19 protein-coding genes are annotated in these 23,637 nt (G+C 58.0%); 6 read left to right on the top strand and 13 right to left on the bottom strand.

Annotated features, from left to right (window positions below; all coding sequences use genetic code 11):
- Positions 1 to 21: 21 nt before the first annotated feature.
- Genes ACIPR4_RS04320 through ACIPR4_RS04335 form a run of 4 tightly spaced genes read right to left on the bottom strand, consistent with a single transcriptional unit; the run spans position 22 to position 3,643 of the window.
- Positions 22 to 1,053, bottom strand: a complete 1,032-nt coding sequence (locus ACIPR4_RS04320) for a lysylphosphatidylglycerol synthase transmembrane domain-containing protein (protein WP_013567430.1) — start codon at positions 1,051 to 1,053, stop codon at positions 22 to 24.
- Positions 1,050 to 1,763: a lytic transglycosylase domain-containing protein gene (locus ACIPR4_RS04325; RefSeq protein ID WP_013567431.1), complete on the bottom strand. Its 714-nt coding sequence runs from the start codon at positions 1,761 to 1,763 to the stop codon at positions 1,050 to 1,052. The genes ACIPR4_RS04320 and ACIPR4_RS04325 overlap by 4 nt, the downstream gene beginning before the upstream one ends.
- Before the next feature lie 27 nt (positions 1,764 to 1,790).
- Positions 1,791 to 2,708, bottom strand: coding sequence for an HAD hydrolase family protein (locus ACIPR4_RS04330; RefSeq protein WP_245536450.1), 918 nt, complete (start codon positions 2,706 to 2,708; stop codon positions 1,791 to 1,793).
- Between the two features lie 8 nt (positions 2,709 to 2,716).
- Positions 2,717 to 3,643, bottom strand: coding sequence for a DMT family transporter (locus ACIPR4_RS04335; RefSeq protein ID WP_013567433.1), 927 nt, complete (start codon positions 3,641 to 3,643; stop codon positions 2,717 to 2,719).
- Positions 3,644 to 3,921: 278 nt separating this feature from the next.
- On the opposite strand from ACIPR4_RS04335, the gene ACIPR4_RS04340 reads away from it, so the two are divergent.
- Complete coding sequence (locus ACIPR4_RS04340) at positions 3,922 to 5,079, top strand: hypothetical protein (protein ID WP_041585917.1); 1,158 nt, start codon at positions 3,922 to 3,924, stop codon at positions 5,077 to 5,079.
- Between the two features lie 90 nt (positions 5,080 to 5,169).
- Here ACIPR4_RS04340 and ACIPR4_RS22415 read toward each other — a convergent pair whose 3' ends face one another.
- From ACIPR4_RS22415 to ACIPR4_RS04355, 4 genes are all read right to left on the bottom strand, one after another.
- On the bottom strand, positions 5,170 to 6,162 hold the full coding sequence (locus ACIPR4_RS22415; protein ID WP_144312313.1) for a hypothetical protein: 993 nt from the start codon (positions 6,160 to 6,162) through the stop codon (positions 5,170 to 5,172).
- Between the two features lie 807 nt (positions 6,163 to 6,969).
- Positions 6,970 to 7,494: a rod shape-determining protein MreD gene (gene mreD, locus ACIPR4_RS04345; protein WP_013567436.1), complete on the bottom strand. Its 525-nt coding sequence runs from the start codon at positions 7,492 to 7,494 to the stop codon at positions 6,970 to 6,972.
- Positions 7,495 to 7,515: 21 nt separating this feature from the next.
- Positions 7,516 to 8,691, bottom strand: coding sequence for a rod shape-determining protein MreC (mreC, locus tag ACIPR4_RS04350; protein ID WP_013567437.1), 1,176 nt, complete (start codon positions 8,689 to 8,691; stop codon positions 7,516 to 7,518).
- 15 nt (positions 8,692 to 8,706) lie between these two features.
- Entirely contained in the window at positions 8,707 to 9,771 is a 1,065-nt protein-coding gene (locus ACIPR4_RS04355) for a rod shape-determining protein (protein WP_013567438.1), read from the bottom strand.
- Positions 9,772 to 10,001: 230 nt separating this feature from the next.
- Between ACIPR4_RS04355 and ald the strand changes: the two genes are divergently transcribed.
- From ald to ACIPR4_RS04370, 3 genes are read left to right on the top strand one after another with little or no spacing between them, the layout of a single operon-like run.
- Positions 10,002 to 11,117 (top strand): alanine dehydrogenase, encoded by a 1,116-nt coding sequence (ald, locus tag ACIPR4_RS04360; protein ID WP_013567439.1) that lies wholly within the window; start codon positions 10,002 to 10,004, stop codon positions 11,115 to 11,117.
- Positions 11,118 to 11,170: 53 nt separating this feature from the next.
- Positions 11,171 to 13,546, top strand: a complete 2,376-nt coding sequence (locus tag ACIPR4_RS04365; protein WP_013567440.1) for a sensor histidine kinase — start codon at positions 11,171 to 11,173, stop codon at positions 13,544 to 13,546.
- Positions 13,543 to 14,913, top strand: coding sequence for a sigma-54-dependent transcriptional regulator (locus ACIPR4_RS04370; RefSeq protein ID WP_013567441.1), 1,371 nt, complete (start codon positions 13,543 to 13,545; stop codon positions 14,911 to 14,913). The genes ACIPR4_RS04365 and ACIPR4_RS04370 overlap by 4 nt, the downstream gene beginning before the upstream one ends.
- A 158-nt stretch (positions 14,914 to 15,071) precedes the next feature.
- Here ACIPR4_RS04370 and era read toward each other — a convergent pair whose 3' ends face one another.
- From era to ACIPR4_RS04390, 4 genes are all read right to left on the bottom strand, one after another.
- On the bottom strand, positions 15,072 to 16,121 hold the full coding sequence (gene era / locus ACIPR4_RS04375) for a GTPase Era (protein ID WP_013567442.1): 1,050 nt from the start codon (positions 16,119 to 16,121) through the stop codon (positions 15,072 to 15,074).
- A 32-nt stretch (positions 16,122 to 16,153) separates the two neighbouring features.
- A complete protein-coding gene (locus ACIPR4_RS04380) occupies positions 16,154 to 17,461 on the bottom strand; it encodes a hemolysin family protein (protein ID WP_013567443.1) in 1,308 nt (435 codons plus the stop codon).
- An 11-nt stretch (positions 17,462 to 17,472) separates the two neighbouring features.
- Positions 17,473 to 17,943, bottom strand: a complete 471-nt coding sequence (ybeY, locus tag ACIPR4_RS04385) for an rRNA maturation RNase YbeY (RefSeq protein ID WP_013567444.1) — start codon at positions 17,941 to 17,943, stop codon at positions 17,473 to 17,475.
- A gap of 88 nt (positions 17,944 to 18,031) precedes the next feature.
- The gene (locus ACIPR4_RS04390; RefSeq protein ID WP_013567445.1) at positions 18,032 to 19,069 is read right to left on the bottom strand and encodes a PhoH family protein; all 1,038 of its coding nucleotides are present in this window, start codon (positions 19,067 to 19,069) and stop codon (positions 18,032 to 18,034) included.
- A 274-nt stretch (positions 19,070 to 19,343) separates the two neighbouring features.
- Between ACIPR4_RS04390 and ACIPR4_RS04395 the strand changes: the two genes are divergently transcribed.
- Entirely contained in the window at positions 19,344 to 19,604 is a 261-nt protein-coding gene (locus ACIPR4_RS04395) for a GlsB/YeaQ/YmgE family stress response membrane protein (RefSeq protein WP_013567446.1), read from the top strand.
- A 75-nt stretch (positions 19,605 to 19,679) separates the two neighbouring features.
- Here ACIPR4_RS04395 and ACIPR4_RS04400 read toward each other — a convergent pair whose 3' ends face one another.
- Positions 19,680 to 23,003 (bottom strand): TonB-dependent receptor, encoded by a 3,324-nt coding sequence (locus ACIPR4_RS04400; RefSeq protein ID WP_013567447.1) that lies wholly within the window; start codon positions 23,001 to 23,003, stop codon positions 19,680 to 19,682.
- 292 nt (positions 23,004 to 23,295) lie between these two features.
- Between ACIPR4_RS04400 and rpsT the strand changes: the two genes are divergently transcribed.
- Positions 23,296 to 23,571: a 30S ribosomal protein S20 gene (gene rpsT, locus ACIPR4_RS04405; protein ID WP_013567448.1), complete on the top strand. Its 276-nt coding sequence runs from the start codon at positions 23,296 to 23,298 to the stop codon at positions 23,569 to 23,571.
- Positions 23,572 to 23,637: the final 66 nt, after the last annotated feature.

A 23,637-nucleotide genomic window follows, 5' to 3' on the forward strand; every position in this document is an offset into this window, starting at 1 on the left:
AAGTCTAGCGCGTGTCCCGCCTCAGACCGCTGCAGGCTCCGCGGAAGTCTTCTTGAGCTCCTTCATGGAGATGCTCTCCACGCGGGCGTAGATCAGGCCGATGGGAACGATGGACAGAGACGTAACCAGCAGGAGCAGGGCTCCGCAACCGGTCGCCGTCTCGATGGGCGTGCCGTAGGAGGCGTGCATCGCGGTCGAAGTCACCGCGATCTGCGTAAACCAGCCAACCACCGGAAGCTGCAGGAGCGATCCACCGATGGACGCCGCCATCAGCAGCATGGCCTGCGAAAAGGTAAGGTGCGCGAGCGTCGGCTCCAGCACAAACGCGTGGCAGGTCTGCACGTAGGCAAACGCAATCATCGCCCACATCGCCAGCGACATCACGGCGGCAATCACAAACTCGTTCATGGAGGAGATTGCCGAAAGGCCCTCGCGGAAGTGAAGGATCTTCTCCGAAAGGCTGGTCGCAAACTTCTCAGAGAGCCCCGAAAGAGCGCCGCGCGCGAATCCCGCCACCGCAACGCCGGAGACGCGGACCACCAGCGCGATGATCGCCAGGGCAACCGTCCCAATCAGGGAAAATACGCCGACATGGACGAAGGTCTCGTGATGCGGCATGTCCTTCGGCGCAAAGGCAAAGGCCGAAGAGAAGATCAACGCCGCCGCTCCCAGGTCGAACATCCGCTCCACCGTGTACACCGCAATCTGCGCCGGAACATTCGTCTTGGTGCGTTTCGCAATGAGATACGGGCGCGAAAGATCGGCCAGGCGACCGAACATGGCGACCGCGGAAAATCCAACAAACTGCGATCCCAGAAGGGAAAGAGGACCGACCTTCGTCCCGGGGCGAAGGAAAATCGCCCAGCGCCACGATCGGATGACAAACGAAAGATAGATCAGGGCTACGCCCGCGGCAATATGGACCGGGCTGGCCGAGCGCAGCTGATTCCCGAACATCTTCCAGTCGAAGTGAATGCGGTAGATGAGGAGCCATGCGATGAAGAGAACGAAAGCGATAGTGAGAAGCGGGACAACCAGTTTTCGCGAATTCAACGTGTCGCCCTCAGATCTAATCTCTTCTCTTGCGCCAGCTCTTGCATCCTGGCCAGCTTGCGCCGATTGAACTCGCGGATCACGCGGGCCACATACGCCCTCGTCTCGCGATAAGGAGGAACCCCATGATAGCGATCCACCGCCCCCGGACCTGCGTTGTACGCCGCCAGGGCCTTGGGCAGGTTATCGTGATAACGGATGAGCAATTGGTCGAGATAGGTTGTGCCGCCGCCGATGTTCTGTTCCGGCTCAAAGGCATCGTGCACACCCAGCTCCGTCGCAGTTCCGGGCATCAGCTGCATCAAGCCGCGGGCTCCGGTGCGGGAGACCGCATGCCGATTCCCGGCGCTCTCGGCCTGAATCACCGAAGCCAGCAGGTCGACATCGATATGGTGGCGTTCCCCAGCCGTGCTCAACATCGCACCCATCGTCGGTCCATTGGCCGTGGGAATCGTGGAGACGGGCGCGACCGTCGGCGGGACGTCGTCCACAACGACGATCGACTGAATCTTTGCGTTGTCGATCTCAACATAGGCATCGCGGTCGCCCTCGGAGAGGTAGAGACGCACGCGGCTTTCCGAGATGGCTTCGCGACGGACGCAGTTCAATTCAAATCCTGTCGTCAGGGTGATGCGCTCCATGGCCGCTGCAGAAAGATACGGTACCGCGAGCAGCAAAATGAGCGAGACGGGTCTGAAGCGCAACACCATGCTCCAAGGGTAGCAAAATGCCGGAGGTCAGGAGCCTAGAAGGCCCTCAATGGCAATGGCTACACCATCGTCCAAGTTCGTCCTGCCAACGATCCATCCTCGGCGCTGCGCCATCTCCTGCAGGTCCTCGGGAGCATTGCCCATCACGACCGACCGTCCCGCGACTTCAAAGAGAGACACGTCATTCCAGTTATCTCCAATCGCCACCGTCTCTTCCGGGCTTACCCCGTGGTCCTGGCAGAGCTGCCGAAGCGCCGCTCCCTTACTGCAGCCCGCAGGCAGCAGGTCCACCATGCAGAGATCGCGCGCCGGATATTCTGTTCTGTGCACGGCCACACGCGCCGTATGGATCCGCTCCGCAGGGGTATGGCCCTCGGAGATCACGTGTTCGTGCGCCAGAAGAAGCTTCTCGGCGGCGCGCATCCTTTCTAAATTGCCACAGAGCATGGCCTGAATGGGCATGTTCTCCGGATCGTCAAAGATGCGTGTAATGGGCACATGCGCCTCAATCCACGGGGCGTTGGAGACCATCCAACCGTTGATGCTCTGGTGCAGATTGTCGAGCTCCTCCACCACAAGCGCTCCGGGACCGTCCTCGCCGTCCTCCCCCACCTTGTCGAAGGTCAGAACGAGGGCGTTCCGGTACTCCACCAGATGCGTGCAGAGCCAAAGCGCCGTCTCCCGGTCCAGGAACGTCCGGTGCAGCAGTCTGGAATCGAAGGTCCGCGTTACAGCTCCGTTGGAACTCATGATGGGGCAGGAACCGTCCAGTGCGAGCGTCCGGAGGATCTTCATCGCATAGCTGTGCCGCCGTCCGGTAGCGATGGCGATAAGCACACCTTCGCGGGCCGCCAAGTCGAGCGCGGCAACGTTCCGCTCACTTACCTTACCTTCGGCTCCGACCAGGGTTCCGTCCATATCGAGCACGATGATCTTTGGTTTCATTTCCGCTTTCATTCGGTGACCAGGGCAGACGCCAGTTCGGCGCCTACTACCTCGGTGCGGGAGCGCGTGGTCAACACCACGGCGGCCAGAACGATCATGGTTCCTCCCACCCACGCCGAAGGGCCGAGGGTCTCGTGCAAGAGGAGAATACCCAGAACCGAACCCATCAGGGGCTCCAGATTAAGAAATACACCCGCCTGCGAGGCCGGCACCTGCTGCATGCCCCAGTTCCAAAGCATCGTGGTGGCCGCCGTACACAGCACACCGCTGGCCGCGAGCGCCATCCACGCCCGCGCTGAAATTCCATGCACTGGAGGCAGGCCGTACGCCAGCGGCGTCCAGACAGCCAGCATGACAAATCCCGCCAGCAGACCCCATGCGGTTACGGCAATCGAGGTGTGGTGAGCCATCAACTTTTTGTTGATTAGGATCCAGAACAGCGCGATGCAGAGCGAAAACACCACCAACAGATCTCCCGCGACCGTAGGTCCACCATGCGTGGAGTGGCTCGCGCCCAGGGCGATCAAGGTAGCTCCGCATGTGGAGACAGCGAGAGAGGTCCAACCGAGCAGATCCATACGCTCGTGCGCGAAGACCGCCGCGCCCACAGCCAGGATCACCGGCATCGTCCCCACCATCAGGGAGGCATGTGCCACCGTGGTCAACGAAAGTCCTTTGAACTGAAAAAGAAACTGCAACGGCACACCGAGAAAAGATCCGAGCGCCAGCCAGCCCCAGGCGCGCCGGTCAAACGTGGGGCGATGGAGGATCAAGAGGGGGACCAGGGCCACGATCGCGAAGAAGAAGCGATAGAAGACCATGTGCCCGACAGACATCTCCCTTAGAGCGATCTTTCCAAAAAAGAACCCCGTACCCCAAAGAGCGCCCGCGCAGCCGCATGCTGCGAAACCAAGATTGCGATGGCGGATAGGCATGCCTCCACTTTCGCATATTGGCAGCGGAAATGTTCTCGCGGATGCGAGATGCTCTCCGGATATGCCATGATGAAGCTTCCAAAGGCGCACAGACACCCATGCCTCAAAGAGCGTCAGGTAACGAATACTTCCTTCATGCGACGATGCGCGCGGCGTCTCTCCGCCGTCTTGCGAGTTCTTGTCTTGCGAGTTCCTGTCTCGCGGGTCCCTGCCTTGCAGTCTCTTGCCTGGCCTGGATGTGCCTCCCCGCGTGGTCTGCGCCTGCCCGCCCTCAGGCCGTGCCCTCTGCCCATGTCGATCTCGTCCCGCTCGGGTACAAGCCACTCTCTCCGCGTGCCCTGGCCAGCGGGGAATCTCTGGAAACCGTCGACTTCATCGATGCGACGCATCTCCTCGTCACCTTCAATCAGCGCAAACTCATCGCCCGCCTGCGCGACGACCCCGAAGGCGACCGCGACCGCATTCTCCGCGCCGTCGTCGTCCACCTGCCGGATGGGAAAGTGACCGCGGAAGCGGAGTGGCGCACGCATGACCGGGAGCGCTATCTCTGGTCACTCGCCGACGGACGCTTTTTACTGCGCCTGGGGAACGCAATCTCGGTGCTTGCGCCCCGCAACGCGCATCCCGGAGAAGAACTCCAGCGTTACTCTCTTCTGGTCATGTCCCGGAAGTTGAGGCATGTGCAGGTTGCGCCCGATGGACAGACCATCGCTGTCGAGAGTTCAAAACCTGAAATGATTGGCGACGACCCGGACGAACCGACGTCGAAACGTCCCATTGAACTGGATCTCTACACCTTCCACGCCTCTCCGTTCGGCCTGGAAAAGCGCGGAACGACACCTCTTCCTGCCGTACTTCACTTCAGCTTTACGGATGAGGGATACCTCGTTGCCAACCCGGAAAAGGGAGGCACGTGGGCCTTCGATCTCTCGGGCTTTCACGGAGAGACGCTGGAGCTTGCAGGCGTTCAAACCAGTTGCCGCCCGGAACATCTCTTCGTCAGCCCAACTGAATTTATCGTTTCGGCCTGTCGCGTCGGAGACGAACGCGGCATGCTCGGTGCATTCAACCTTCGTGGAGAAGTCCTCTGGCTGCAAGGCGTCCCGCCTCCGCACGGCGCCAGCTTTTCCCTTGCACCCAATGCTGGCCGTTTCGCCATGCGCGGCACCAGCACCGACGTAGACATCTCAAGAGATGACAACCTACCCTCGGGGCAGGAAGTGCGTGTCTTCCAGACCTACAGTGGAGCCATGCTCTTGCGCACCGAATGCACCCCCACGCAGAAGGCCGACCAGAATTTCGCCCTCTCTGATGACGGCATGCAGCTCGCTGTCTGGAGCCGTGACGCGATCAATATCTACCCGCTCCCAGCACTCTCCGCGAAAGACGAAAACGCCGTAAAGCAGGCCAAGCAACCCGTTGTCTTTAAGAAGTAGAGATACTGTTCTCTTGTCATCCCGTAGGGATCTGCTTTTTGCGTGCCCTATTCTTTCGTAGCTATCACGAAAGAATAGGACAAAAAAATCCTAGTTGCAACCAAAAGTACTTACAACTATGCCGCTAACAATCTTTATTGAGCAACCTCCAACGGTTGCCGTACCACTATATCCGTTTCCTGCAACTACACTCGTGGCAGACAAAGCACCTTTGATCTCAAACAATGCAGTCGGATCTTGGACATTGTATGTATCCACGGTTTGAGCGTTGAAATTATTTCCGTAAATTCGAGATGCACCCGAAGCCGAATCTATTGAAAGACCATAGCTGGCATGTGCAGATCCGCCATTCACGCTTGTAATTCCAGCCACCGTTGTATTTGCGCTCCCAACTACTGATATAGATGGGGTTCCACCTTCTAGTGTTCCCGAATTGAATATGACGCCGTTTGAGGTGTTTACACCATTTGACTGGTTAATAAAGATCGATGTTTGGCCCGGGTTGTAGACATGAAAATTACTGATCACTACAGCGGAACTTCCGGAAATACTGATGTCCTGATAATGGTTCTGGGTGAAAATACCTGAGATTTTGGCACCGATAATGCGGGTAAGGCTAATGCTCGCAGATGATTGCACGCTGTTGTCAAATATTCCGGAGAAAGTGTACCCCTGATAGTTGGCTGTTCCAGGGCTAGGTCCAGTAATTGAAACAGTAGAAATCTGCTGAAAACCTCTTAAGTCATCGGCAATGACGTAATTGGCCATCACATCGCCCTCACTCTGGTTAGAGTAGATTCCGTAGCTGGTTCCGGAGTCGAAGGTGTTATGAGATAAATCCAAACCTCCCGCATTAACAAGTCTAATGCCTACCCCGACTCCGGCAAACCAGCAATTATTAATATGGGTGTCAAATATTGCGAATTCTGGAACTCCCAAAGTAATCGCTGTGTTAGATTTATTACCTACGAAAGCTAGGTTTTTGATGTCTACATCGTCAGCCCGAACAATAAAGTCATTCGAGCCCCCGCTAATTCGAGAACCATAGACCCCAGTTTGGGCGCCATGGATGGCGATGTTCATGCCCCTTGGTATTACTACGGGACTACTGAAGTTATACGATCCGGGCGGAACGATAAGTTCAGCGATATATTTCGCGTCTTGAGGTGTCCCGCCTCCGCTACTACAAGAGTTGGTTGCATCGCTACAGCTGCTTGAGATATCTGCAATCGCCCTGCGGAAACAAGTATCATCTAGCACCCCACTCGTGGCGCACCACTGATTTACATAATAGATATTGTTTAGCTTATTTACACCTAGAGAAGTCGATGTTGGCTGTGAGATGGTCTGGCTTGAAGATGGATTGCTGACGATAGCCTGTCCCAAAAAAGAGCTTGAACTAGCGAAGGTTGCGAGCATGATGAGCACGAATGTTCTTATTAACATTTAGAATCGACCCATTTATTTGTGAGAAGGGAAAAGCTACCTGTTGAAGAAGCCAAACCGTTGTGGGTTTGGCCCAAAACGATCCAGGGTAATGCCATCGAAAGCGGCTTGGAGATTGCTTGCCCAATAGAGGTCAACGCCAGCAGAAACGTCGGAATAAATCTCATAATTAAAGCTTCAAACTAGGATTCGGCGGTTGCTTCGCCTTATGTAGTCACGCTAAAGCGTACAGGAGCATCTGGTCAACGCTTTTCCTGCGCTTTGGCTGGCCATTGTGAATCTGAGTTCCGATTTAGTGACCACGTAGATCTTCCGAAGTGTCTGGCGATAGCCATATTTCTCTTTATTGTTTTGGCTCTTCGGCCCATATCTTGTGATAGCCAGCCAAGCGTGGAACCTATGGCGGTCGTGCACAAGAAAAAATATGATCCTCGATACCAGCACCTAGCTATCCGAACGCGTCCGGTCCAGCAGCAGAAACAGCGGCGTAGCCACAGCCGCATTCACGCCCGCTTTGATCAACTCATGCAGCCACAATCCCCGATACCCCGGCATGCCTAGCATCCAGTGACGCACGACGAACAGAATCGCGCTCTGCAGAAGGCTGAAGGCGAAACTCAAAAGCGTCCGGTTGAGCGGGTTCTCCACATCGATTTGCAGACCGATGGAAGCGGCAGCGTATCCCACGATGGACTTCGCAATCCCGTTGATGCCGATTGGCTCATTCGTTGGAAGGTCCTGGGCCAGACCTACGATCATGCCGAGAAACGTTCCCGCCATTGGGCTCCGTTGGGAGACCGCAAAGAAGATCACGATAATCAGCGGCAGATCCAGAAGGTCGTACCGTGGAAAGAGGTGCGGCAGATAGACCCCGAGGAAGAGCGCAAAGAGCACGATCACCGCCGTCACCGCCGGGGGGAAGGTGTGTTGCTGCAATGCACGCCGGGTTGAAAGTCCACGTCTTGCCATAGTCAGACTCGAGTCACAAAGCTACTCGGGTGTCTCCTTCTTCGGGATGCTGGCCGGGCGAGGCGTAAAGGTTGAAGGGGGTGCGGATGTGGTGCTATGAGGCGCTCCTGGCGTGAGGTCTGCCGCTGGCGCAACTGCTCCAGGAGAATAGCGATCAGGGTGTAGTGCCGGCGCGGCCTTTGCAGGCCCATCGGGCATGGTTGGCGCTGGTTTTTCTCCGGGCTTGACGGTGGGTACAGCCTCGCCCGGATCATGCAGACCCGGCAGATGCTCGGCCACAATCTCTGAGGCTCGCTTGGTGGCGATAGCCTCTTCTGCACTCAACTCACTCGCTGGGACGGGCTTCAGGTCGGTAGCTGTCTCGGTGATGATGAGAACTTCCTCCAACCGGTCCAGGTCCGCGGCAGCCTTGATCGTGATGGCAGTGTACGGCTGGTGTTCGGGATCAGGCGCAATCGTCTTTACCGTACCCACGGCAAGGCCCCGCGGGAAGATCCGATCTCCACCTGAGGTAACCACTCTGTCTCCGGGATGAATGCGATTGTCGGGAAGCAGGTTCACGATCTGTGGCACGCCATTCGCCGATCCCCGCAGGATCCCGCGCAGCCGCGTGTTCTCCAGGATCACACCAGCGCCCGCACTCGAATCATTGATCAGCAGCACCTCAGAGGTCGTGGGATAGACGTTGCGGATTTTGCCCACGATACCGTCCGGTGTGATGACCGCCATATCGGGCCGCAGACCATCGCGCGAGCCTTTATCGATATTCAGAACGCGCGAAAGGTCGCTGCCGCTCGTTCCGATCACCTGTGCCGCTACCGTCTTGGAGACGTACTGCTGTCGAAATTCCAGCAGGGAACGCAGCCTCTGGTCCTGCCGCGCGTCCTCCGCAATGGCGGCTTCGTGCAGGTGGATTTGCGCCAGTTCAGACTTCAGTTCAAGATTCTGCTGGCGCGTGTGGCGCAGGTCGATATAACCGTGCCACGCGTTGCGCAGGCCGTGGCCCGTCTTGGTCAGGAGCTTTTCCGGGGGCGAGAGGATCGCGTTCATCCACAGGCGCAGGAGCCGGATATGGTGTCCGTCCGCGCGTCCGGCATAGTCGGGCCGTCGCACCTGCGTTGCCAGCGCGATCGTCTGCACCAGCAACACTGCGATCAGAACCAGCCCGTTTCTATACCGCTGAAAGAATGATTCCATGTTCCGCGGAGGATGTTAGTCGATCGAGATCTTACGCAGGAGCTTGAAGTCTGAAAGCATGCGGCCCGTACCCAGCACTACCGATGCAAGAGGGTCGTCCGCAATCGAAACAGGCAAACCTGTCTCTTCGCGAATGCGGCGATCGAGATTCTTAATGAGAGCGCCACCGCCCGTCAGCACAATGCCACGATCCGAAATATCCGCGGAGAGCTCAGGAGGGGTACGTTCCAGCGCCACGCGGATCGCATTCATGATCGTCGCGATGCACTCGGCCAGGGCCTCGCGAATCTCGGAGTCATCAATGGTGATCGTCTTCGGCACACCTTCGATCAGGTTGCGTCCTTTGATCTCGTAGGTGAGCGGCTTATCCAGAGGATAGGCCGAACCGATCTCGATCTTGATCTGCTCCGCCGTGCGCTCGCCGATCAGCAGGTTGTACTTGCGCTTCAGGTAGTTTATGACGGCTTCGTCCATCTGATTTCCGGCCATGCGAACCGACCGTGAATAGACAATTCCGGCCAGCGAAATAACTGCAATGTCCGTAGTTCCGCCGCCGATATCCACAACCATGTTGCCGCCCGGCTCCGTAATCGGCAGACCCGCGCCAATCGCGGCCACCATGGCCTGCTCGACCAGGTAAACCTCGCTAGCCTTGGCGCGATAGGCGGAATCCTCGACGGCGCGCTTTTCTACCTGCGTAATCTCACTCGGCACGCCGATGATGATGCGGGGATGCACCAGCATCTTGCGGTTATGTGCCTTTTGAATGAAGTAGTTGAGCATCTTTTCGGTGTGGCGGAAGTCGGCGATCACGCCGTCCTTCATGGGGCGGATGGCCACGATGTTGCCCGGCGTGCGGCCAATCATCTCCTTCGCCTCTTTACCGACCGCCTCAACCTCGTTGGTGAGCTTATTCACGGCGATAATGGAAGGTTCGTTCACCACGATGCCCTTGCCATGGGCGTAGACCAGCGTATTGGCCGTTCCCAGATCGATCGCGAGATCGTTGGAAAACAAGCTGAAGAGCGAGCGAAAATTGCGCGCGCGCGAAGACCGCATCTGATAACCATTCTGAGACATGTGCTTGATTCCTGACGAAAGACGCTTTGTCGATTGTAACCGTCCAAAATACAGGGTACGCCCTTCTTCTGGTGCATGGAACCTGCGCAGCCATTGTCTGCCTGCTTACTGTGTTGCAAATTGGTACAGATCTCTTCGGAGGCCGTCCAGCACCGCCGCAGCGTATTTCGTGAAGAAATCGGCTCGAGGCGCTGCACTAGAATTAACTCCTGACAAGGAGCTTTATCGACATGGTGATTGGCGTACCGAAGGAAGTAAAAGATCACGAGAGCCGGGTCGGCATTACGCCAGCCGGGGTGAAGGCGCTCGTGGACGCAGGCCACAAAGTTCTCGTAGAAACAAAAGCTGGCGAACTGTCTGCCTTTCCCGACGACGAATATCAGGCCGCAGGCGCTGAAATCGTCGGCTCTGCCTACGACACGTGGCGTCTCGCCGATATGGTGGTTAAGGTCAAAGAGCCCGTGGAGAAGGAGTACCAGAACTTCCGTTCCGGTCTTGTCCTGTTCACTTATCTGCATCTTGCTCCCATCGCGGGACTCACGAACGCTCTTCTGGAAAAGGGCGTCATCGGCATCGCCTATGAGACCGTCCGTGACCGCGTCGGTTCGCTTCCGCTTCTGACTCCCATGAGCGAAGTTGCAGGCCGTCTCAGTGTGCAGGTGGGCGCTGCCTACCTGCAGAAAGAACATGGCGGCCGCGGCGTTCTCCTGGGCGGTGTTCCCGGCGTGCCTCCGGGTAACGTGGTCATCATCGGCGGCGGTGTCGTCGGCGTGAATGCAGCCAAGATGGCTCTCGGCCTCGGCGCTAAAGTCACGCTCATTGATCTGAACCTGAACCGCCTGCGCGAACTCGACGACATCTTCAATGGCCGCCTCTATACGCTCGCGTCGAACAGCTACAACATTCATCGCGCAGCCTGTGAGGCTGACCTTCTCATCGGCGGCGTTCTGATCCCGGGCGCGGCGGCTCCCAAGCTGGTTACGGCGGAGATGGTCAGCAAGATGAAACGCGGAGCCGTGATCGTCGATGTCGCCATCGACCAGGGCGGATGCATTGAGACCGCCCGGCCTACGACGCACAGCAATCCTTCCTACGTCGTCGACGGCGTCGTGCACTACTGCGTGACCAACATGCCTGCGGCTGTGCCGAATACGTCTACCCTTGCTCTGACGAACGCGACCTTCCCTTACGTGCTGAAGCTGGCTGCGCTGGGTGCGCGGACGGCTATCCGCGAAGATGTGGGTATCGCGGAGGGCGTGAACACGTACAACGGGGTTCTCACCTATGAAGCAGTGGCCCAATCGCAGGCACGTGAATGGACGCCAGTGGCCAAACTCGTCTCCTAACGACTTCGGCGGTCCTTCTCGACGGCCTATAATCGGCCTTTGAGGGGCCGCCGTTGCCAGTTGGACCACCACTCACGCCACCGCACTCGAACCGGCGCAAAGTCGTCGCGATCGTGCTGGGCGTCTGTCTACTGATTCTTCTGCTGGCCTTGCTTGCGTTGAACGCCTTCAACTCGGCACGTCTGCTTAGCCCGAACACGACAGGCCAGATCTTCCTTTTCACCGCAATCTCTGCGGTGGCATTCCTTCTCTTTGTCGTTCTTCTTGTCCTCCTGGTTCGCAATGTCCTGAAGCTCTATGCGGAGCAGCGCAGCCGCGTTCTTGGCGCGCGCCTGCGGACACGCATGCTCTGGGGCGCGGTTCTGCTTTCGCTCGTCCCGATCAGCTTCATGTTCTGCTTCAGCTATCTGCTGATGAATCGCGCGGTCGAACGGTGGTTCTCGCAGCCTGCGGCGCAGCTTCGGGAAGACTCCACCCAGGTGGCGCTTGAGCTTGCGCGGTACGTTGCTGCAAACGCGCGAGCGGAGTCTTCCGACATTGCCGCAGCGCTCAGCACGCCGCAGGGTGCGCTAACCTCCGACCCTACCCGGATCAAGGAAGAACTGGAACAGCACGAAGTGACGCTCCAGGGCGGTTTCGTGATGCTTTTTTCTGTGGGACAGCCGATCGCACAGTTTCATCGTCCCGCTGGCTTTACCAACGCCGCCATCCGCAGTTGGATCCCGCGTTTCGCAACAGAAGATCCTCTTGCGCCTCGAATTTCAGACACCCCCGAAGTCGTGACTGGCACGATCGATCACATCCTTCTCGACGCGGTCCGTCGAACCGACGAACCTGTCGTCACCATTGGAACCACGGACTACAGCATCGGTTTCGTCTGGGTACGAGATGGGGGTCTCGTCGTGGTGGCGCTCCCTCTACCCGCAGGGATGAACGCAACTATCGCCCGTCTGCAGCGTGCTGCAGAGCAGTACTGGACGCTATTTCATCTGCGGCGACAGATCCGCACCACCTATATGCTGCTGATGCTCATGATCACCGGCTTGGCCATGTTCGCATCCACCTGGCTTGCCCTTTACCTGTCCAAGCAGGTCACGCGTCCCGTGGAAGCTCTCGCCGACGCCATGGAAGAGATCGCACAGGGCCATTACGACCATCGCGTCGCAGAGACCGCCACGGAAGAGCTCGGCGAACTGGTGCACTCGTTCAATATGATGGCCGCCGATCTCGACCAGAGTCGCAGGCAGGTGGAGCAGTCCACGCTTCAGGTGTACGAAGCCAACGCTGCCATCGACCGCCGCCGCCACGAACTGGAAACCATGCTGCAGACCATCCCGAACGGCGTCGTGATGATGGATGCGCAGCAGCGCATCGTCGTCGTCAACCGCGCCTTCAGCGAGATGCTCGATCCCGGCGGTCAACGCCCATTCACTGGCTCGCTCCTTCGCGATGTCCTCCCGGTGGATGCAACCGAACCGGTCGAACGTCTCCTCCAGCGCAGCCATCGCATGGGCACGGCTTCGTCCGAGATGGAGATGCAGTCGCCCAACGGCACGCTGAATATCGCGGCCACGGCGTCCATCCTGGAATCGGGCATCGGAAGCGAACGCAAGGCGACGGGCTATGTTCTGGTACTCGAAAACGCGACGCAGCTTTTGCGCGCGCAAAAACAATCGGCGTGGAAAGAAGTTGCTCGTCGCGTCGCCCATGAGATCAAGAACCCCCTCACCCCCATCTCTCTTTCTGCCGAACAGATTCGCCGTCACATCGGGCGTCTTAAGGATCTTCTTCAGGCTGCGGAACTAGACTCACCTTCCATTGATGTGATTCACCGTTCGAGCGAAGTGATCAGCAGTTCCGTAGAGAGCATGCGGTCGCTCGTCGACCAGTTCTCCTCGCTGGCGGAGTTTCCCAACGCACGCCCTCGACCGTCAGATTTGAACGAGATCGTCAGGCAGTCGCTTGCTCTCTTTGCCGGACGTCTCCATGGCACAGAGGTGGTCTGCAAGCTTGCGCCGCATCTGCCGCTCGTCATGGCTGACGCAGAGGCTTTCAAGCGTGCGCTCTCGAACCTCATCGATAACGCCGCTGAAGCCATGCAGGGAAGCCTCGTCCGCGAGATTCATGTCGTCACCTCTCTTGCGGATGATGCCGGTATGGTCTCACTCTCCGTGGCAGATACGGGACCGGGGGTGACCACGGAGATGCGGGACCGCCTCTTCCTCCCTTATTTTTCGACGAAGCAGCGCGGCACGGGACTGGGCCTCACCATCGCGGCTAAAATCGTGCAGGACCATCAGGGCTCGATCCGCGTCGAAAAGAACATGCCCACGGGCGCAAAATTCATCATCGATGTTCCGGTAGCGCAAGCGTATCCGGGCGTTGACGCATCTGAAGTGGTTCACGCAACGGGAGAAGAGAAAGCATGAACCACATCCTGGTAGTGGATGACGAAGCCGACATCCGCACCTCGCTCGAAAGTATTCTCCGCGACGAGGGCTACGCGGTCACCTCTACCGGTACCGCTACGGAAGCGCTCGAACTCATCCGCGACGTGGAGTACGACGTCGTCCTGCTCGACATCTGGCTGCCTGACGGCGATGGCCTCGACGTTCTCGCTGAGATCCGCGCGATGGGCTCAAGCAGCACGCCCGAGGTCGTCATCATCTCCGGTCACGGCACCATCGAAGCCGCCGTGCGTGCGACGAAACTCGGAGCGTACGACTTCCTTGAAAAGCCGCTTTCGCTGGAGCGTACGCTCGTTCTTCTGAAGAATGCCGTCAAAGCGCATGCGCTGAAAAGCGAGAACGCAGAGTACAGGCAACAGCTCGCGGCAAAGGCTTCGCTCACCGGCGAGAGCGTTCCGTTGAAGGCCTTGCGCCAACAGATTAAGCTGATGGCTCCCACAAATGGGCGCGTTCTGATTTACGGCGAATCGGGTACTGGCAAAGAACGCATCGCGCGCACCATGCATACGGAAAGCCTGCGCGCCGAGCGTGTTTTTGTAGAACTCAACTGCGCGGCGATCCCGGAAGACTTTATCGAGAGCGAACTCTTCGGCTACCGCCACGGTGCGATTCCCGGTGGAGCGCAGGAGAAGCGCGGTACCTTTGAACGTGCGGATGGCGGCACACTCTTCCTCGACGAAGTAGGCGACATGAGCCTGAAGACGCAGGCCAAGGTGCTGCGCGCACTCGATGAACAGAGCTTCCTTCCCGTGGGCGCTTCTAACCCTGTGCACGTCGATGTGCGTTTGATCGCCGCGACGAACAAGGACCTCGAAGAAGAGATCGCACGCGGGAACTTCCGCGAAGATCTCTTCTATCGCCTCAACGTCATCCCGTTCTTTGTTCCACCGCTGCGCGACCGTCGCGAAGATATTCCGCTCCTCGTGCAGGAGTTTCTGGACGAGTTCGGTCGCCAGTATGGCCGCCCTCGCATGGAGATCGCCGATGACGCGATCAAGATCCTCCAACAGTACCAATGGCCCGGCAACGTGCGTGAGCTGCGCAACCTCATCGAGCGCGTCGTGATCCTGAACCCGAAGGCGCGACGCATCGAGCGAAAGCATCTTCCAGCACTCGTCTACCGCGAAATTCCGCGCGACGGTGCACGTTCCAAGCCGGAAGAGTTCTCCACGCTGACGGAAGCGCGCGAAGCCTACGAGCGCGATTTCATCTTGAAGAAGATGGACGAACTCAACGGCAACGTAAGCCGGACGGCAGAGGCTCTTGGCATCGAGCGAAGTCATCTCTATCGCAAGATGAAAGCCCTCGGCATCGCCGTTCGTGATTAGAAAGATAGGCGACCCAGCGAATCTCCCGTGCCCCATTCTTTCGCGCTCTTGGCGAAAGAATGGGGTCGCGCGGAGCGCACAAACGGATCCCCACGGCTAGAGCAGATCGTATTAAGAGCACGATCCTCTGAAGCTCTGCCTATCTTCTTACTCGGCCACTATTCTTCGTGATCTTTCGTGCGCACCTTGTCATCCGCCTGCTTGGAAGCCATCTCTTCCAGCTGTCTGCGCCAATCGAGCTCTTCCACAAAGCCGCGCGAGCTACGCCAGTCGTCCTTCACCTTCACGAAGAGCTCCAGGAAGACGCGTGTGCCTACGAGCGATTCGATCTCCTTGCGCGCAGCTGTTCCGATCTGCTTCAGCATCGCGCCCGCGCGTCCGATCACGATGGCCTTCTGGCCCGTGCGTTCCACGTAGATTGCAGCGGAGATCTTCGTCAGTGGATTCGTCTTGCTCTTTGCTTCCTCCCACGCCTCCACCACCACGGCGGACGCGTAAGGGACCTCTTCGCCGGTGAACATCAGGATCTTCTCGCGAATCAGTTCCGCTGCCAGAAACCGCTCCGGCTGATCGGTGAGCTGGTCCTTGGGGAAGTAGCGCTGGCCTTCGGGCAGACGCTTCACGACGGCATCCAGCAGGACTTCCAGGCCGTCCTTCTTCTTCGCGGAGATTGGAATGACTTCTGCGAAGTTGTACTTCTCGCTCCAGTGCGCGATCAGCGGCAGAAGCTCCGCGCGCGGCACGGAGTCGATCTTATTCAGCACCAGCAGCACGGGAGAGTCGACATTCTTCAGCAGGGAAAGTGCGAAGGTATCTTCCTCGGCCGACATCGCTTTGCGGTCGCGCGTGAAAGGCTTGTCGGACTTCGACTCCGCGGGCAGGCGATGCGTCGCGTCCACGATGAACAGCACGACGTCGCGCGATTCCAGAGCGTCGTAGACCTCCTGCATCATGCGCTTGTCGAGGTGCGAGCTGGGTTTGTGCACGCCAGGGGTATCCACCAGTACGACCTGAGCAGCGCCGCGACCGGGGTCTTTGGCAGCCTTCTTCCGGATCGGAAGTTCAAGAACACCCAGGATGCGGTTCCGCGTGGTCTGCGGCTTGTGGGTGACGATGGCGATTTTTTCGCCCAAGAGGGCATTCAGCAGCGTGGACTTACCTGCATTGGGGCGACCGACGATAGAGACGAATCCGGAACGAAGTGGCATCACTCTCTATTATGCGCGTCGAATGCCTGCGATCAGGCTTCCCGAATGGGCGGCATCAAACGCAGACGCACGCGATCTACGCGCCGCGCCGTGGACGCCAGCACCTCGATGCGCAGGCCATCTTCTTCTACGACCTCGCCTGGAAGTGGGATGTGGCCGGCGATTTCGCTCACCAGGCCGCCTACCGTCGTGGCTTCGTAGTGCGTTGGAATGCGCAGTTCGGCGGTTTCGACGGTTTCTTCCGCGTTCTCTTCGGCAGGCGTCTCTTCCGCCAGGAGATCGCGCAGGCGAGCGACATCAAAGCTGCCCGGAAGGATGTAGACGCCGCTCTCTTCACGCAGAGGAGCGTCGGGATCGATCACGTTCTCCTCATGCTCGTCGGCAATCGAGCCAACGATGGCCTCGATCAGGTCCTCAATCGTGACTAGCCCAGCGACGGAACCGTACTCGTCGATCACGATGGACATGTGCTGCTTCGCGCGCTGCATCTCGCGCAGCAGTTCGTTCACGCGCTTCTGTTCCGGCACATAGGCCGCCGCATGCTGAATCTCGCGCAGATTGCGGTGCGTGGCTTCGGTGTCAGGAATCTGCAGAATATCGTGAGCAAACGCGATGCCCGTAATGTTGTCTACCGTTCCGGAGTACACCGGAACCCGCGAATAGGCGTGGACCTGAAGCTGCTCCGTGAACTCAGCTACCGTCATCGACTCCGGCACGGCGTACATCTCCGGTCGTGGCGTCATGACGTCCAGCACAACCATGTCGCCAAACTCCACGACGGAGCGCACCAGGGCGCGGTCACTCTGTTCGAGAATGCCTTCTTCTTCACCCGCTTCGAGCAGAGCGTCCACGCCCTCGGAGGGGTGTTCCTCTTCCTCTTCTTCATTGGGTTCCGCCAACGAAGCGATGGACCACAGAAGACTCAGCATCAGCGTGACGGGCAGCATGATGTAGAAGAGCGTCTGGAAGAGGAACCGCATCTTCGCAGCCCAAAGGCCCTTCGTACGCGCAAAGAAGACCTGCGGCAACATCCGGTCGAACAGGATAATGACCAGCACCAGCTCAAAGGCGGTCTCTCCCACATTGCCCCATGTGTAACCTTTGGCGGCAAGCTTCACACCGAAGATCAAGGCAATCGCCGCCAGAGCGCTCTGCCGCAGAATGGAAGCGGACAGTGCGGACGACTCGCGTGAAAGCTTCAGCTTGGGCTCGACCAGCCGCGTCCAGGCATCGAGATTCTCCTGGTATTCGCGGGCCAGAAATTTGCCCATCTCGGAGTACACACGGTCGGCATACGCTGCCAGGGACAATACTCCCAGAAGAATGACGAGGAACAGCATCAGAGGGCCGTTCACGCGGACACCCGCTTCTTACTGGCCTTTGGCCGAGTCACGCGCTCAATCAGCGATCCCGGAAGTTCAAGCTTCGTCCTCAACTCCAACTCTTTCGCCGCCATCTCGCCCTTGTCTATCTCGTGATCCAGCCCGGCAAGATGCAGCAGACCATGCAGCGTCAGCACTCTCACCTCGTCGTAGAGCGTGTGTCCAAAGCTCTCTGCCTGCTTCTCCGCGGTATCGAGCGAGATCGCCAGATCGCCTGCAATCTCGTCCGAACCTTCGCCTGCCGGAAACGACAGAACATCGGTAGCCTTGTTCTTCTTCCGGAAAGTTCGGTTCAGGTCCTTCACGCGCGCATCGTCCGCCAGCAGAACCGTGACGTCGCCCGTGAGCCCCACGAGCCGTTTTGCTCGGGTCAAAAAGCGCCGCAGCTCCGGCAGGCGGAGCGCAGAAGAGGTGTAGCCAGCGTGTTCTAAAACGATCAATGCTTGTCTTCCTCAAGAAAAAACACGGAGAAGGCGAATTCGCCCTCTCCGTGTTGATGCTATCCCAGAGCTGTTTCGATGCAACGGTTTACTGCGTTTTTTGCACCGTGGGACGAACGCCCGGAGCGGCAGGCATCGTAGCCTCTTCGCCCAGAGTGAGTGGAAGCTGCTGCTGCGCCCGTCCGTACGAGTCGTACGCACGCACGATCCGCTGCACCAGGTGATGCCGGACGACGTCCGCATCCTCGAAGTGGCAGAAGCGAATTCCCTCTACGCCATCGAGCACATGCAGAGCTTCCAGCAGACCGGAGCGCTTTGGGTTCGGCAGATCGATCTGCGTCAGATCGCCTGTGATGACAGCTTTGGAGTTGTTGCCGAGACGGGTGACGAACATCTTCATCTGCTCGTTTGTCGTGTTCTGCGCCTCGTCCATGATGATGAAGGCGTCGCTAAGCGTGCGGCCACGCATAAAGGCAAGTGGAGCCACCTCGATGACGCCCTTCTCCAGCATCTTGTCGACCTTGTCCTTCTCCAGCAGGTCATAGAGCGCGTCATACAGCGGACGGAGATAGGGATCGACCTTTTCCTGCAACGATCCCGGAAGGAACCCGAGACGTTCGCCCGCTTCGACTGCGGGACGTACCAGGATGATGCGTGAGACCTTCTTCGCTAGAAGCGCAGAGGCCGCCATCGCTACCGCGAGGTAGGTCTTACCGGTTCCGGCAGGGCCGATGCCGAAGGTCATATCTGCTTGCTCGATGGCCTCTACATATTTTTTCTGATTAGGGGAGCGCGGATTCACCATCCGCTTGATGCCCACCGCGGAACGCTGCCGTCCGCTGTCGATCAGCGTGCGCAGCGTTGCCGTAGGATCGGCGACGACCAGCTTGATCAGTGCGTGGAGTTCACCATTCTGCAGCAGAACGCCCGCCCGCTGCAGGTGGTCAAAATCGGCGAAGATCTGATGCGTTCGATTCACGGCTTCTTCCGGGCCGGAGAGCAGAATCGAATCGGAACGGAGATCAATGCTGACGTGCAGCGAGTCTTCGATAAGTCTGAGGTTCTCGTCGCGGTTGCCGAAAAGGTTCTCGACGTGGGGCGTGATCTCGATCGCTTTTTTGACCAATGCGGGCTATGCCTCCGTGTGGGGTTGGGAGTTGCTATGGAATTGGATGCGGGAGCTATGGGCGCAGAACTCACCCATGCAGGTGGGACGAACCGGATTGGCGAGATATGCCAAAGAGTGTGGGCCAATTGCGCAAAGAATATCCCCACCCCGCGCAACAGTCAAGCACCGAAATTGGGGCATTCATCCGAAGAAAAAAACGCGCTCCGGCAGTCAAATTCTGTAATTTCGCATCCCACGACTGCACCCGATCTCTACTACTCTCGGAGGAACCATGAACCACGGCATCATTATGACCATCATCATCGGCTTTGTGATTGGCGTCATCGCCAAGCTCATCATGCCCGGTAAGGATCCCGCTGGCTTCATCATCACGGTCCTCATCGGCATCGCTGGAAGCTTTTTCGGCACATTCCTTGGTCGCGCTATCGGTCATTACCAGGACGGCCAGAGTGCAGGATTTCTGATGTCGCTTCTTGGCGCATGCATCCTGCTCGGGATCTATCACCTGATCACGCGAAGTCGAACTGTCTGACACTTTTCTGCAAGCAAAAAATTGAGGCTGGAGCATTTCGCTCCAGCCTCTTCTGTTGCGGTGAGCAGAACCGCTTTAGAAAGCCAATTTCACAGCAAGCTGAATCTGACGGTTGGTTCCGATACCGATCTGGTTGGAGACCGTGCTGGTCTCTGTTCCCAGGTTCGTACCCGCCGTTGCCGTGGAGAACGGCGTACCCGGCTGGAGCGTGTTCGTCAAAGTCGTGCTGGATGGGATGGATTGAGCCAGGCGGATATTGCCCGGGTTCGCATAGTTGGCATGATTGAGCACGTTGTACGCATCGGCATGGAACTCAAGTCCGACACGCTCTGTGAACTGGACACGCTTGGTCAGGGTGAGATCAAGCTGTGCAAGGTTCGGTCCGCTCAAATCGTTGCGGCGAGCGTTGCCAAACGTTCCCGGAGCTGGCGTGCTGAACGCTGCCGGATTCAGGAACTGCTTGCCACTCTTCAGGTAGGGGTTGACGCCCGGAACGATGTTAGGACGGCGGATGTTACGTGTATTGCCGCCTCCCGGAACGTTGACGACTGCAGTCGTCTGCACGACGCCACCGACAACGATTGGGGATGAGAACGTCTGTCCCGCATACGCCGTTCCTGCATTGCCTACGTAGGCCAGATCAGGACGTGTAATCAGAACATCCATCGGTACGCCTGAGCGGAAGTTTACGATTCCGCCCATCTGCCATCCGCCCGCAATCACGTTCATGGGCCCCGTGAGGTTGAACGTTCTGCCCTTACCGAAAGGAAGGTCATAGAGCGTTGTGAGGTTCAGTGTGTGGCGAATGTCGAACGTTCCGCGACCATACTCCGAGCTCGAACCGTAGATTGGAATCGGAAGCTGCGAGGTCGTCGCTTCGTTCGATCCCGAAGACGTTCCCAGTTCGTGTGCCCAGGTGTACTGCGCTCCAAACGACACGCCCGAAGTGAAGCGGCGCTGCAGCGTGCTTTGCAGACCGTGGTACTGGTCCGTTCCGCCGGAGGTCTTGTAATCAATTTCGGCAAAGCGTCCGCCGAACTGGCGAACTGCCGTACCTGCGCCGGTGGTCGGGTTCTGCGCTACACCCGTAATCAGGTTGGTGATGGAACGAAGGAACAGGTTGCGTCCCGTAGATCCCACATACCCGATCATCAGGGCGAACTGTCCGGGAAGCTGCTGCTGAATGGAGGCCGTGTACGTCGTCACACGCTCAGGCACCTTGTACTGAGGAGCAAAAGCGCGTGGCTGATATCCCAGAGTCGTGCTGTTGATGTCGTACGTTGCGTACACATCGTTCGCGGGACTGATAGGGTAGGTTTTTCCAGTGGAAGCCGCAGTGCCGAACGTTTTGGTGACACGGTCATTGGCTTCCGGCTGGATCTGATCTTCCGTCTGTCCGGGGCCGTAGTAGATGCCGCCGCCGAGGCGGATGACAGTCTGGTTGTGCAGGGCCTGAGGGGCCCATACCAAGCCAACACGTGGACCGTAGTTGTTCGTCGAAGACTTGTACCAGTCGCCGGCATCCTTCGGAATGATGTTTCCAGTGGTCATGTCGAAGACGACGTTCTTGTTGCGCGTCTCGTGCAGGGGAGAGAAGTACTCGTAGCGAAGACCGTAGCTCAGCGTCAGGCTAGGCGTGACCTTCCACTCATCCTGCGCATAGCCGATGTAGTAGTTCTGCTTCACATACGCATTGCCGCTCAGGCCAGTGAACGGGCTGAGATCGCTCAGATCGCCGTAGAACTGGATCTGGCTGGTCAGGTTGTTGGTGAAGTCCGCCACACTCGCGTAGGTGTACGTCGTTCCACCAAGCTGGTTGTTGTAAAGACCCAGAGGACGAATCTCAACGCCGAACTTCAGGTTGTGCGCTCCGCGTACCAGGGAGAGGTTGTCGATGTAGTTGTAGCTCTGTCCGGTATAGGGTGCGCCGATGCCGTTGAAGGAGCTGGAAAGGCTGATCAGCGAACCCACGTTGGTAAGACCGGCAACCGCGATACGTGCGCGGCTAAGGTCTGCATTGGGCGACGCTCCGGGAGTTCCCGTTACGCGCATCTTGATGCCGTTGTAACCGAACTTCGTTTCGTTGAAGACGCGCGGTCCCCATACCTGGTTCAGAGCAATTACGCCGTTCTGCGGGACTTCCACCTGGCCGAAGCGGCTCAGCGAGATGTCCTGCGTCTGGTAAGAGGTGCCCTGATCGCGGTGGTAGCGCGCGTACATCTGGAAGCGATCGCTGAGGTGATAATCCAGGCGGAACATACCGAAGTCTTCCTGGATGCGATTCGGACCGACGACCGTCACGCTGGTCGACAATGATCCACCAGTGACCAGCGGAGTCGGATCATTCGGAAACGCTGCGAGGAGAGGAAGGGCCGTGGAAGTCGGTTTGACGAGCGAGCGTGCATAGTTGCTGAGAGTCGCTGCGGTATACGGTGTGACGTAGACCTGACGCAGACCTTCATAGGTACCGAAGAAGAAGAGCTTGTCGTTCAGAAGCGGTCCACCGATCGATCCGCCAAAGTTGTTCAGGCGGAACTTCGGAGAGTTGCCCGCGACGTTGCGGCGGTTGAAGGCGTTGCGCGCGTCGAAGAAGTCGTTGCGGACATACTCAAACGCATCGCCGTGCAGTTTGTTGGTTCCTGACTTGGTCAGAAAGCTGATCTGTCCGCCGGTACCCGTTCCCATCTCCGCGGGGTAGTTGGAGGAGTCCACGCGGAACTCCTGGATCGCTTCCATCGACTGCTGCAGACGGAAGACAGAGGTAAGTTCGCCGTTCAGATTGCCTGGAGACGTATCGATGATGCCGGTGTTTTCGATACCGTCCACGCGGATGATGTTCTGCTCCACCGAACGTCCGGAGAAGTGAATGTTGTCAAAGGTTCCTGAACCCGCGTTGGTCGCACCGGGTACTAGCAAATAAAGCTGCGAGATCTGGCGTCCGTTGATCGGAAGGTTCGCCACTTCGCGCTGGGTGACGTTGCCACCGATACGCGCGGAGGAGGTGTCCAGCGCAACGGCCTGTGCCGAAACCTCGACGACCGTGCTGCTGCCGCTGACGGCAAGCTGAGGTGTCCAGACGAACTCCTGGCTCAGGGAGAGTGTCTGCGCCGGAAGGATCGTGTCCGCAAAGCCCTCGTGCGAGGCGCGCAGGCTGTACTCCGACGGTGGCAGCGAGAAGAACACAAAGTGCCCTTCCGCGTCGCTCGTCGTCGTACGGTCAATGCCCGTTGCCTTGCTGTGGACTGTGAGAGTGGTGTTGGAAATGGCCGCACCGGTAGTGTCTGTGACTATGCCGGTAATGCGAGCTGTCGTGGTTTGAGTATGGGCAGTTGCCGAGGCCGCAAGGAACAAAACGCAGGCCATTCGGGCGAACAGGTGAAACAGCTTGATTGGACGCATAAGCTGAATATAGAAAGTAAACCTGCTGATAAAGTAATTACTTTATTAATTTATGATGAAAATTATTGCTTTTCGGGAATGCCGGACGTCAATAGCAAGCCTGTATTCAGAATTCAATCCTTCGGAATCATTGACGCAAACTGCCGGTTCTTATACCCTCGAAGGTGGCAGGGAATGCGGCGATCGCGATTTTGAGAGCGATTCTCCTCCGATTGAGGTCTGGCGTCTTCATCACAGCCGGCTGCAAACCCCAAATTTCCCCGCATATGCGGTTGAACAGAGAGAGTTTCTAATGGCAAATCATGTTTCTTCCTTGAAGCGCGCCCGCCAGACCGTGGCGAAGACCGCAGTGAACCGCGCCAACCGCACCAAGCTGCGCGGCATCCTCCGCCAGATGCGCGAATCCCTCGTTGCTGGCGATGCAAAGTCTGCGGCTGAGCAGTACCGCTCCACAGTCTCTGTGCTCGACAAGAGCGTGCAGAAGGGCGTTCTTCACGCCAATACCGCTTCCCGTTATAAGAGCCGCCTCAATGCCCGTCTGAAGACGCTGGCGACCAAGGCCGCTTAACCAACATCGTTTTGTTATCAAGCGAGGCGCCCACAATCGGGCGCCTCGTTTTTCTTGCGCTCCACG

The sequence above is a fragment of the Terriglobus saanensis SP1PR4 genome (assembly GCF_000179915.2).
GTDB lineage: Bacteria > Acidobacteriota > Terriglobia > Terriglobales > Acidobacteriaceae > Terriglobus > Terriglobus saanensis.

Coding starts and splice junctions, on each gene's coding strand:
- ald (WP_013567439.1), top strand. CDS start 10,002: ATGGTGATTGGCGTACCGAAGGAAGTAAAAGATCACGAGAGCCGGGTC.
- era (WP_013567442.1), bottom strand. CDS start 16,121: ATGCCACTTCGTTCCGGATTCGTCTCTATCGTCGGTCGCCCCAATGCA.
- ACIPR4_RS04370 (WP_013567441.1), top strand. CDS start 13,543: ATGAACCACATCCTGGTAGTGGATGACGAAGCCGACATCCGCACCTCG.
- ACIPR4_RS04335 (WP_013567433.1), bottom strand. CDS start 3,643: ATGCCTATCCGCCATCGCAATCTTGGTTTCGCAGCATGCGGCTGCGCG.
- ACIPR4_RS22415 (WP_144312313.1), bottom strand. CDS start 6,162: ATGAACATCGCCATCCATGGCGCCCAAACTGGGGTCTATGGTTCTCGA.
- rpsT (WP_013567448.1), top strand. CDS start 23,296: ATGGCAAATCATGTTTCTTCCTTGAAGCGCGCCCGCCAGACCGTGGCG.
- ACIPR4_RS04380 (WP_013567443.1), bottom strand. CDS start 17,461: ATGCTGTTCCTCGTCATTCTTCTGGGAGTATTGTCCCTGGCAGCGTAT.
- ACIPR4_RS04325 (WP_013567431.1), bottom strand. CDS start 1,763: ATGGTGTTGCGCTTCAGACCCGTCTCGCTCATTTTGCTGCTCGCGGTA.
- mreC (WP_013567437.1), bottom strand. CDS start 8,691: ATGGAATCATTCTTTCAGCGGTATAGAAACGGGCTGGTTCTGATCGCA.
- ACIPR4_RS04330 (WP_245536450.1), bottom strand. CDS start 2,708: ATGAAACCAAAGATCATCGTGCTCGATATGGACGGAACCCTGGTCGGA.
- ACIPR4_RS04395 (WP_013567446.1), top strand. CDS start 19,344: ATGAACCACGGCATCATTATGACCATCATCATCGGCTTTGTGATTGGC.
- ACIPR4_RS04400 (WP_013567447.1), bottom strand. CDS start 23,003: ATGCGTCCAATCAAGCTGTTTCACCTGTTCGCCCGAATGGCCTGCGTT.
- mreD (WP_013567436.1), bottom strand. CDS start 7,494: ATGGCAAGACGTGGACTTTCAACCCGGCGTGCATTGCAGCAACACACC.
- ACIPR4_RS04355 (WP_013567438.1), bottom strand. CDS start 9,771: ATGTCTCAGAATGGTTATCAGATGCGGTCTTCGCGCGCGCGCAATTTT.